Genomic DNA, 10,318 nt, shown 5'->3' with positions numbered 1-10,318 from the left:
GCGGGGCGCCTGGGGTTCTCCCGCCCCGCTGCCCCCGGGCGCGGTGTTTCTTTGGGGTGCCTACACCCCCCCAAAAGACTCACGGCCCCGTGCCTGCGGAAACGTTCCTCCGGCGGCGGTCACCGCGCCCGGTTGGCGTGCCACATGGTGTGCTCGCGGCTGACCGCCGACTCGGCGTCGACGACCGCCGCCGACCACTGCTGCTCGTCGAGATCCCGGTCGAGCAGGTCGCGGATCACCGCCAGTTCGTGGGAGGCCACCACATACGCGGTCGCGGTCGCGCTGTGCTGGCGGGTGGCGGTCCACGCCGCGAACGCCGAGACGGCCGCGGCCACGATGCCCGCCAGGTCGAAGTTGACCGCCCCGAACGCCTTCGCCAGCGCGCCCGCGACGCCCACCACCTCCATGACCAGCATCGTCGTCCGGAAGATCCGCGCGCTGCGCTGGTGGAAGCGGGCCTTGGTCGCGTACCAGTCCTGCTGGTCGAGCACCCGGCCGACCAGGTACGCCTCCTTGCGCTCGGCCAGCGGCGTGGCGCGCATCGACCGCATCTTGGCGGAGATCGTCGACGCCGTGCTCGGCAGCAGCGGCACCTCTGGCATGTCGCGCTGCAGGATGCGGATGCGCTCCACGAACTCGTCGTCGGCCCGCTCGGAGTCCACCGGGAACGGCGCGGCGCCCGCCACGTAGCGCCACGTCAGGGTCTTGACCGACTCCGCCAGCGCGCGGCCCTCGTACCAGACCTTGTCCGGCCGGGTGCCCACTATGGCCAGCTCGATCACCATCGCGCCGACGAACGCCAGCGCGGTGCCCACCGCGAACAGGTCGATCTGGGAGTCTCCGATGCGCAGCGCGAACGCGGCGAACGTCGCGGCCGAAACGGTCAGCACCAGCCGGGAGCGGACGGCCCGCAGGAACGTGCGCTGCTGGTGCACCGAGGCCGCGTCGGCCGCCTGGAACAGTCCCGGGTAGTCGGTCGGGGTCAGGTCTTGCAGCTGATCGGTACTGGACATGCACGCTCCGTGACTCGGGGTTCCCAGTGAATCGTGGCGAAGGACCGCCGCGAAAGCGGCCATTTCGGCGGAACTCCCGCACCACCGGCCTGGACCGGGTGACGACTAGACTCGTCGGGTCGGTCAGTCGTCGACGTCCCAGGGAGCTCATGTGACCGTCCAGCCGATCAGACTCTTCGGCGACCCCGTATTGCGCACCAAAGCCGACGAGGTGGTCGACTTCGACAAGGAGCTGCGCACCCTCGTCCAGGACCTGTGGGACACCATGGAGGACCAGGGCGGGGCCGGATTGGCCGCGCCGCAGCTGGGCGTCGGCCTGCGGGTCTTCACCTACCACTGCGACGGCTTCGCCGGGCACCTCATCAACCCCACCTGGACCGCGCTCGACGACGAGGAGCAGTTCGGCGAGGAGGGCTGCCTGTCGATCCCCGGCATGTACTGGGACTGCGTGCGCGCCCGGAACGTCGTGGCCCGCGGTTGGAACATGCACGGCGAACCGGTCGAGGTCCAGGGCACCGACCTGCTCGCCCGGTGCATCCAGCACGAAACCGATCACCTGGACGGCGTGCTGTTCGTCGACCGGCTCGACGAGCAGACCCGCAAGGCCGCGATGCGCGAGATCCGCAAGGCCACGTGGTTCGACGGCAACACGCCGGTGATCAAGGAAAGCCCGCACCCGCTGTTCGGGGGCCGCTGATATGCGCGTGGTCTTCGCCGGAACGCCCGCTCCCGCGGTGCCCGCGCTGCAGGCGCTGCTGGACTCCGACCGCCACGAGGTCGCCGCGGTGATCACCCGGCCGGACGCTCCCGCCGGGCGCGGTCGCAAGCTGCTGCGTTCCCCCGTCGGCGCGCTCGCCGACGAGCACGGCATCGAGGTGCTCACGCCCGCGCGCGCGTCCGACCCGGATTTCCTGGAGTGGCTCGCGGAGCTGGCCCCGGACTGCTGCCCGGTGGTCGCCTACGGCGCGCTGCTGCGGGAGAAGGCGCTGGCCATCCCGAAGTTCGGCTGGGTGAACCTGCACTTCTCGCTGCTGCCCGCGTGGCGCGGCGCCGCCCCGGTGCAGGCGGCCATCCGGCACGGCGACGAGATCACCGGGGCCAGCACCTTCCGGCTGGTGCGCGAGCTGGACGCCGGGCCGGTCTACGGCGTGGTCACCGAGCAGGTGCGCGCCAGCGACACCGCCGGTGAGCTGCTGGACCGGCTGGCGATCTCCGGTGCCGGGCTGCTGGCGGCCACCCTGGACGGCATCGAGGACGACACGCTCCGCGCCGAGGAGCAGCCCGGCGACGGCCTCAGCTACGCGCCGAAGGTGACCGTCGAGGACGCCAAGGTCGACTTCGCGGCCCCGGCCGCCGCGGTGGACCGGCTGATCCGGTCGGTCACCCCGGACCCGGGTGCTTGGGCGCTGCTGCGCGACGAGCGGTTCAAGCTCGGCCCGGTGTCCGTCGTCGAGGAAGAACTGCCGCCCGGGGAGATCCGGGTGGAACGGCGTCGCGTGCTGGTCGGCACCGGGACGTCCGCGGTCGCGCTGGGCGAAGTGCAGGCGGCGGGCAAGAAGCGGATGGCCGCCACCGACTGGGCCCGCGGAACCCGCATCGAGCAAGGAGAACGGCTCAAGTGAACGATCGCCGCCGCCGGCCGTCCAGGCCGGCAAAGGCCCGCCCGCCGCAGCGCAAGTCCGGCCCGGCCCGGCCCGTGGACGTCGACCCGGCCCGCCTCGCCGCGGTGGAGACGCTGCGCGCGGTGCGGGAACGCGACGCCTACGCGAACCTGGCGCTGCCGCCGCTGCTCAAGCAGCGCCGCATCAGCGGTCGGGACGCCGCGCTGGCCACCGAACTGACCTACGGCGCCTGCCGCGCGCAGGGCCTGCTGGACGCCGTCATCGACGACTGCAGCAACCGGCCGCTGGCCGAGCTGGACCCGAAGATGCTCGACGCGCTGCGCCTCGGCGTCTACCAGCTGCTGCGCACCCGGATCCCGGCGCACGCCGCCGTAGCATCCACTGTGGACATCGTGCGATTCGAAAACGGTTCCAAGCTGGCCGGTTTCGCCAACGCCGTGATGCGTCACGCCACCGAGCTCGACGAGCAGGGCTGGGTGGACAAGCTCGCCCCGGCGCGCGCCGAAGACCCGGTCGGGCACCTCGCGATGCGCTACGCGCACCCGAGGTGGATCGCGCAGGCCTTCGCCGACGCGCTCGGCCCCGACGAGCTGGAGGCGGCGCTGGCCGCCGACGACGCCCGGCCCGCGGTCCACCTGACCGCGCGCCCGGGCGAGATCAGCGCCGACGAGCTCGCCGCGATCACCGGCGGCGACCCGGCGCCGTACTCGCCGTACGGCGTGCGGCTGGAGGCGGGCGCCGGCGACCCCGGCGACCTGGAGCCGGTGCGGGAAGGCTTCGCCGCCGTGCAGGACGAAGGCAGCCAGCTGGTGGCGCTCGCGGTGACCCGGCCGGAGGTCGAGGGATCGGATCTGCGCTGGCTGGACCTGTGCGCGGGCCCGGGCGGCAAGGCGAACCTGCTCGGTTCGCTGATCACCCTCGACGGCGGTTCGCTCGACGCCGTCGAGCAGGCGCCGCACCGCGCGGACCTGGTGCGCAAGGCCACCGAAGGGCTGTCGGTGTCGGTGCACGTGGCAGACGGCCGCGACCCGGGCCTGGAGCCGGGCTTCGACCGCGTGCTGGTGGACGCGCCGTGCACCGGGTTGGGGGCGCTGCGGCGCCGGCCGGAGGCGCGGTGGCGGCGGCAGCCGTCGGACGTCGGCGACCTGACGAAGCTGCAGCGCGAGCTGCTGCTGTCGGCGATCAAGCTGACCCGCCCGGGCGGCGTGGTGGCGTACGTCGTGTGCTCGCCGCACCTGCCGGAGACCGAGGGCGTGGTGTCCGACGTCGTGCGCCGCACCGGCGTCACGCAGCTGGACGCGCGCCAGTACTTCCCGGACGTGCCGGATCTGGGCGACGGGCCGGGCGTGCAGCTGTGGCCGCACCGCCACGGCACCGACGCGATGTTCTGCGCCCTGCTGCGGGTGTGACGATGTCGTGAGTGGCAATGGTAGTAATAGCGGCCATTGCCACTCATGAATCACTACGAGAGGTGAGCGGTGTCCGAAGAGGACTACCGGCGGTGGCTGGCCGTCGCGGTCGCGGAGGCGAAGGCCGGGCTGGCCGAGGGCGGAATTCCCATCGGTGCGGCGCTGATCGGCGCCGGCGGGCAGGTGCTGGGCAGCGGGCACAACCGCAGGGTGCAGGACGACGATCCGTCGGTGCACGGCGAGACGGCGGCCTTCCGCAACGCGGGGCGGCAGCGCTCCTACGCGGGGACGACGATGGTGACCACGCTGTCGCCGTGCTGGTACTGCAGCGGGCTGGTGCGCCAGTTCGGGATCGGCCGCGTCGTCATCGGCGAGGCCCGGAACTTCCACGGCGGCCACGACTGGCTGGCCGAGAACGGCGTCGAGATCGTGCTCCTCGACGACCCGGAATGCACCCGGCTGATGGCCGACTTCATCGAGGCGAATCCCGGCCTCTGGTATGAGGACATCGGCGAGGACGCGGACTGATCCGGTGTTCGCTCCGTTTCCGCTGGTAACTGCCCGTGCGTGTTTTGTGTCGCTATAGCAGCACAAAACACGCACGGGGCCTGACCAGCGGAAACGGAGCCTCCTCGGGTTACTCCGGGGCTTGTTCGGTGGTGCGGCTGCGGACGAAATAGGTGATCAGGCCGATCGCCAGCCAGACCGCTCCCACCGTCAGCGCCAGCGGGCTCGCCGTGACCAGCACGACCACCGCGATCAGGGCGCCGATGACCGGAATGACCACAGTGGACACCCGGCGTTCCCGCCCGGACACGGCGAAGTAGCCGATCACCGAGGCGTGCAGCATGACGAACGCCGTCAGCGCCCCGACCGTCACCATCGACGACAGGACCTCCAGCCCGTCCTCGGCCGACGCCGCCCACACCGACACGATCAGCGTCACCACCGCGGCCAGCAGCGTCGCGTTTCGCGGCACGTGCGCCCGCTGGTCCACCCGGCCGAGCGCGGCGGGCATCTGGCCGTCCCGCGCCATGCCGAACAGCAGCCGGCTCACCGCCGCCTGCGCCACCATCGCCGAGAACGCCGGCGCGACCGCCTTCACCGCCGTCACGGCCACCGCGAGCCAGCCGCCCAGCGAGGCCCGCAGCATGTCGTAGAACGCCGAATCCTGCGCGTCCGCATTCGCCGCCAGCTCCTGCGGTGTCAGCGGGTTCAGCAGCGAGGCGAGGTAGGTCTGCACGAAGAACAGCACGCCGCTGAGCGCCAGGCAGAACAGCAGCGCCCGGCCGACCTGGCGGGACGATCCGGTGTTCTCCTCGGCGAACGACGCGATCGCGTCGAAACCGAGGAACGACAGCACCGCCACCGACACCGCGCCCAGCACGGCCAGCGGCGCGAACGCGCCCACCCCGGTCAGCGGCGACAGCCACGGGCGGGCCGGGCCCTCGGAAGCCAGCACCACCAGCGCGGCGACCACGAACACCGCGAGCAGCACGATCTCCACCACCAGCACCACCGTGCCGACGATCGCCGCGACCTTGACGCCGGTCAGGTTCAGCGCGGTCACGACCACGATCGCCAGCCCGGTCGCCAGCCACACCGGGATCTGCGGCACCAGCGAGTTCGTCGCGATCCCGACGAACAGGGACGCCACACTCGGGATGAACAGGTAGTCCAGCATGATCATCCACCCGGCCACGAAACCGGGCGCGCGCCCCAGGCCCGCCGACGCGTAGGCGAACACCGAACCGGCCTTCGGCACCGCGGTCGACATCCGCGCGTAAGACCACGCGGTGAACGCCATGGCGACGGTCGCGACGACGTAGACCAGCGCCACCGCGCCGCCGCTGCGCGCATCGAGCACGCCGAAGACGCCGACGGGCGCGAGCGGCCCGATGAACAGCAGACCGGAAACGATCAGGTCGCGAAGCGACAACCGCCGCTGCAACCCCTCCGCAGATGTAGTGGTCATGGCCGAATACCTGTCTCCGAACTCGATTTGCGGGTCGCCCCCTCGGTCAGGAGACGCCTGAGAACCCGCCGCAGTGCGGGTTGCGAGGATGGGGCGCTCGATCAAAGCATGCCCCCGGGCCCGGTCGGAACAACGCGGCGTCCGCGATGGTTGACCTTGCACGGTTCCGCACCGAGGCTGGACCGGCAACCGCAACTCACGTCAGGTGGTACGAATGTCTTCCACTCCGGTCGAAGTGACCCGCACCGGTTCGCACACCTTCACCGCGACCAACCCGCGCGGCGGCGAGGTGACGATCGGCAGCGAGGACGCGCCCGACGCGTTCACCCCCGGCGAGCTGCTGCTCGCCGCGATCGCCGCCTGCTCCGCGGTCACCAGCGAGAACCTGCTGGTCCGGCGGCTCGGCGAGGACGCGAAGGTGACGGTGCACGCCGACCGGACCAAGGTCCCGGAGGACAAGCACAAGTTCGCCTCGGTGCAGGTCAGCTTCGATGTGGACCTCAGCGGGATCGAGGACGACGGCGAGCGCGGCAAGGTCGTCGACGCGGTGCAGCGCGCCGTCGAGAAGTACTGCACCGTCAGCCGCTCCGTCGAGGAGGGCACCCCGATCGAACTGACCCTCCCGCGCTGACGCGCACTACAACTGTGCAACTGAGGCGTTCGGCACCCGGGGCCGCGTCGTAAAGTGCTCGTCGCGCACCGGTAGTGGTGCGCGACGAGTGGGAGGCACAACACAGTGGCACAGGAGACCGCACCGGCACAGCAGACCGGGTTGCGCAGGGATCTCTCCGGACGCCAAGTCGGCATGATCGCCATCGGCGGCGCCATCGGCACCGGGCTGTTCCTCGGTTCCGGCCTGGCGATCTCCATCGCCGGCCCGGCCGTGATCATCGCCTACGGCGTCGCCGCGTTCGCCGCGCTGGCCCTGGCCTACGCGCTGGCCGAGATGATCGTGGTGCATCCCGAGGCCGGCGGGTTCGGGGCGGTCATCAAGCGGTACCTCGGCGGGCTGGCCGGCTTCGTGTCCCGCTGGATCTACTGGGCCGCGCAGGTGGTCAACATCGGCAGCGAGGTCATCGCCGCCGGGCTGTACCTGCAGTTCTGGTACCCGCAGCTGCCGCTGTGGATCCCGGTGGTGGCCTTCTCGGTGCTGATGCTGGCGATCAACGTCGCCGCGGTGCGCTTCTTCGGCGAGTTCGAGTACTGGTTCGCCATGATCAAGGTCGTCACGATCGTGGTGTTCGTGGTGCTCGGCGTGGTCTACATCGTGTTCGGCCTGCCCGGCCAGCAGCCGGCCGGCGTCGGCGCGCTGACCGACTACGGCGGGTTCCTGCCCAACGGCATCGGCGCGGTGTGGCTGGCGCTGACGGTGGTCACGTTCTCGTACCTGGGCACCGAGGCGGTCTCGATGACCGCGGCGGAGTCCCGCAACCCCGGCCGGGACGTGCCGCGCGCGGCACGCAGCATGGTGCTGCGGCTGGGCCTGTTCTACGTGCTCGGGATGCTGGTGGTCGTCTCGATCCTGCCGTGGAACCAGGCGTCGTCGTCGGGCGACATCACGGAGAGCCCGTTCGTGCAGCTGTTCAGCCTGGTGGGCATTCCCGCCGCGGCAGGGGTCATGAACTTCGTGGTGCTCACCGCCGCGCTGTCGGCGATGAACACGAACCTGTACCTGACCGCCCGCATGACCCACTCGCTCGCCCTGGACGGCTATGCGCCGAAGTGGTTCGCGGTGGTCAGCAAGAACGGCGTGCCGCGGCGCGCCCTGGTGCTGTCGGCGGTCGGGCTGGCGCTGGCCGCGTCGCTGTCGGTGTTCGCCGAGGAAACCGCGTTCCCGATGCTGCTGGGCCTGGCGTTGTTCGGCGCGCTGGTGGTGTGGCTGATGATCTTCGCCAGCCAGCTGGTGTTCCGCCGCCGCCGAGCCCTGGAGGGCCTGCCGCCGTCGCCGGTGCGGCTGCCGGGCGCGCCCGTGACGACGGTGCTGGTGATGCTGTTCGTCGCGGCGGTGCTGCTGACCACGCCGTTCACCGAGCAGTTCAACACCGCCTGGAAGGCGGGCGTGCCGTTCGTGCTGATCCTCTGCGTGGCGTACTACGTCATCCGGCGCCGCAGCACCGCGCGCTCGGAGTGAGCACCGGCGAAGGGCGCGCCTGGCCGCGGGACAGGCGTCCTTCGCGCTTCCGCCGATCGGGTGAGGAGCGGGAGCGCAAGGGCGCTCCGCTGCCCTCCGCACCAGGGATTTACACTCCCGCATGTGTCGAACCAGCCGATGATCGCGCCCTCCATCCTGTCCGCCGATTTCGCCCGCCTCGCCGATGAGATGGCCGCCGTGAACGGCGCGCCCGGCAAGCGCGCCGACTGGCTGCACGTGGACGTGATGGACGCGCACTTCGTGCCCAACCTGACCCTGGGGCTGCCGGTGGTCGAGTCGCTGCTGAAGGCGACCGACATCCCGATCGACTGCCACCTGATGATCGAGGACCCGGACCGCTGGGCCATCGGCTACGCCGAGGCCGGCGCCTACAACGTGACGGTGCACGTGGAGGCCGCCAAGGACCCGATCGCGATCGCCAAGGACCTGCGCGCCGCCGGGGCGAAGGCGGGCCTGTCGATCAAGCCGAACACCCCGCTGGACCCGTACGTCGAGGTGCTCAAGCACTACGACACGCTGCTGGTGATGTCGGTGGAGCCGGGCTTCGGCGGCCAGAAGTTCATGACCGAGGTGCTGGACAAGGCCCGCAAGGCCCGCGAAATGGTCGACACCGGGCACCTGAACCTGGTGGTGGAGATCGACGGCGGCATCAACGCCGACACCATCGAGCAGGCCGCGGAGGCCGGGGTCGACTGCTTCGTGGCGGGTTCGGCGGTCTACAACGCCGACGACCCGGCGAAGGCGGTCGAGGCCCTGCGCGCCAAGGCCGCCCCCAACTTCGCCCACGCCCGGCGATGATGTAATTCCTAGGCTCGTCTTGCGTGGCGGTGCGGGTGGCGGAACCTCAGAGGTCTTCTCGCTGTGGGATCCCCGACATCATGAATGACCAATTCACCACGTCGGGGCTGTCCTCGCGAGAAGACCTCTGAGAACCCGCGGCGGTGCAAGTTGCGTAGGTGGGCTAAGCGCCTTCGGCGCTTCAAGGACAAAGCCAAAGACGGCCTCTGCAGGTCTACAACTAGTTCGCGGCACCTGGCCATTGAAAACGTGAACTTGTTGGGCTGTGGTGCCGGTCGACCCGCATGAGCGGAGGGAAGCGATGGTCGCTCGCGCAGAGGAGCAGGCGATGCTCGCCGCGATCGCCGCGAGCGAGCAGGTGCGCGGCACGACCAGCCCCAACCCGCCGGTGGGATGCGTGGTGCTGGCCGCTGACGGCGAGGTCGTCGGCGTCGGCGCGACGCAGCCGCCCGGCGGCCCGCACGCGGAAGTCGTCGCGCTCCGCGCGGCGGGGGAGCGGGCCAGGGGCGGCACCGCCCTGGTGACGCTGGAACCGTGCGCGCACACCGGCCGGACGCCGCCCTGCACGGATGCCCTGCGGTCGGCCGGGATCGCGCGCGTGGTGCACGCGGCTTCCGATCCCAACCCGCAGGCCGCCGGTGGCGCCGACGTGCTGCGCGCCGCGGGCATCGATGTCCACAGTGGATTTATGGTCGACGTGGTGGAGAAGGGCCCGCTGCGGGCCTGGCTGCACTTCGCGCGGACCGGGCGGCCGCACGTCACCTGGAAATACGCGGCCACATTGGACGGTCGTTCGGCCGCCGCCGACGGCACCAGCAAGTGGATCAGCTCCGCCGAATCCCGTGCCGAGGTGCACCGGTTCCGCGCGCAGGTGGACGCGATCATCGCCGGCACCGGCACGGTCCTCGCCGACGACCCGCAGCTCACCGCCCGCGAGCCGGACGGCGCGCTGCGGGCCCGGCAGCCGCTGCGGGTCGTCGTCGGCGACCGCGAGATCCCGCGCGCTGCCAAGGTCTTCGACGACGCGGCCGAAACGATCCAGTTGCCCGGCGGCGACCCGGCCGCGGTGCTCGCCGCGCTCGCCGACCGCGGCATCGTCGACGTGCTGCTGGAGGGCGGCCCGCGGCTGGCCGGAGCGTTCATCGCCGCCCGGCACGTGGACCGCGTGCTCGCCTACGTCGCGCCGCTGCTGCTGGGCGCCGGTCCGGCCGCGCTCGGGGAAGCGGGAGTGGGAAGCATCTCGGAAGCATGGCGGTTGTCCATCGAAGAGACGACTATGAGTGGCCCCGACGTCCGGATCAGCGCGGTCCCGTTGGACGGCCGACCGGGCGCCGAAGCCAGGTAGCGCG

General features: G+C 71.3%; 10 protein-coding genes. 8 read left to right on the top strand and 2 right to left on the bottom strand.

The window, feature by feature from the left end; all coding sequences use genetic code 11:
- Nucleotides 1-119 precede the first annotated feature (119 nt).
- Nucleotides 120-1,013: a DUF4231 domain-containing protein gene (locus AB0I53_RS01505; protein ID WP_358594722.1), complete on the bottom strand. Its 894-nt coding sequence runs from the start codon at nucleotides 1,011-1,013 to the stop codon at nucleotides 120-122.
- Nucleotides 1,014-1,164: 151 nt separating this feature from the next.
- Between AB0I53_RS01505 and def the strand changes: the two genes are divergently transcribed.
- The 4 genes from def (at nucleotide 1,165) to AB0I53_RS01485 (ending at nucleotide 4,572) form a co-directional block, all read left to right on the top strand.
- Entirely contained in the window at nucleotides 1,165-1,710 is a 546-nt protein-coding gene (def, locus tag AB0I53_RS01500; RefSeq protein ID WP_358594719.1) for a peptide deformylase, read from the top strand.
- Between the two features lies 1 nt (nucleotide 1,711).
- Nucleotides 1,712-2,635: a methionyl-tRNA formyltransferase gene (fmt, locus tag AB0I53_RS01495; protein ID WP_358594716.1), complete on the top strand. Its 924-nt coding sequence runs from the start codon at nucleotides 1,712-1,714 to the stop codon at nucleotides 2,633-2,635.
- Nucleotides 2,632-4,044, top strand: coding sequence for a transcription antitermination factor NusB (locus AB0I53_RS01490; RefSeq protein ID WP_358594713.1), 1,413 nt, complete (start codon nucleotides 2,632-2,634; stop codon nucleotides 4,042-4,044). Before fmt ends, AB0I53_RS01490 begins: the two co-directional genes overlap by 4 nt.
- Before the next feature lie 69 nt (nucleotides 4,045-4,113).
- Nucleotides 4,114-4,572 (top strand): nucleoside deaminase, encoded by a 459-nt coding sequence (locus tag AB0I53_RS01485; RefSeq protein ID WP_358594710.1) that lies wholly within the window; start codon nucleotides 4,114-4,116, stop codon nucleotides 4,570-4,572.
- Between the two features lie 109 nt (nucleotides 4,573-4,681).
- On the opposite strand, the gene AB0I53_RS01480 is transcribed toward AB0I53_RS01485, so the two are convergent.
- Nucleotides 4,682-6,019 (bottom strand): APC family permease, encoded by a 1,338-nt coding sequence (locus AB0I53_RS01480; protein WP_358594707.1) that lies wholly within the window; start codon nucleotides 6,017-6,019, stop codon nucleotides 4,682-4,684.
- A gap of 214 nt (nucleotides 6,020-6,233) precedes the next feature.
- Here AB0I53_RS01480 and AB0I53_RS01475 point away from each other — a divergent pair, with 214 nt between their 5' ends.
- The 4 genes from AB0I53_RS01475 (at nucleotide 6,234) to ribD (ending at nucleotide 10,314) form a co-directional block, all read left to right on the top strand.
- Nucleotides 6,234-6,650, top strand: a complete 417-nt coding sequence (locus AB0I53_RS01475; protein WP_358594704.1) for an OsmC family protein — start codon at nucleotides 6,234-6,236, stop codon at nucleotides 6,648-6,650.
- A 105-nt stretch (nucleotides 6,651-6,755) separates the two neighbouring features.
- Nucleotides 6,756-8,150: an amino acid permease gene (locus AB0I53_RS01470; protein WP_358594701.1), complete on the top strand. Its 1,395-nt coding sequence runs from the start codon at nucleotides 6,756-6,758 to the stop codon at nucleotides 8,148-8,150.
- A gap of 138 nt (nucleotides 8,151-8,288) precedes the next feature.
- A complete protein-coding gene (gene rpe, locus AB0I53_RS01465) occupies nucleotides 8,289-8,969 on the top strand; it encodes a ribulose-phosphate 3-epimerase (RefSeq protein WP_358595211.1) in 681 nt (226 codons plus the stop codon).
- 301 nt (nucleotides 8,970-9,270) lie between these two features.
- Nucleotides 9,271-10,314 carry a bifunctional diaminohydroxyphosphoribosylaminopyrimidine deaminase/5-amino-6-(5-phosphoribosylamino)uracil reductase RibD gene (gene ribD, locus AB0I53_RS01460; RefSeq protein WP_358594698.1) on the top strand — a complete coding sequence of 348 codons (1,044 nt, stop codon included), beginning with the start codon at nucleotides 9,271-9,273 and terminating at the stop codon, nucleotides 10,312-10,314.
- Nucleotides 10,315-10,318 lie beyond the last annotated feature (4 nt).

Origin of the sequence: Saccharopolyspora sp. NPDC050389 (assembly GCF_040655595.1) — a bacterium.
Classification (GTDB): domain Bacteria; phylum Actinomycetota; class Actinomycetes; order Mycobacteriales; family Pseudonocardiaceae; genus Saccharopolyspora.
This window is presented reverse-complemented; position numbering and strand designations above follow the sequence as displayed.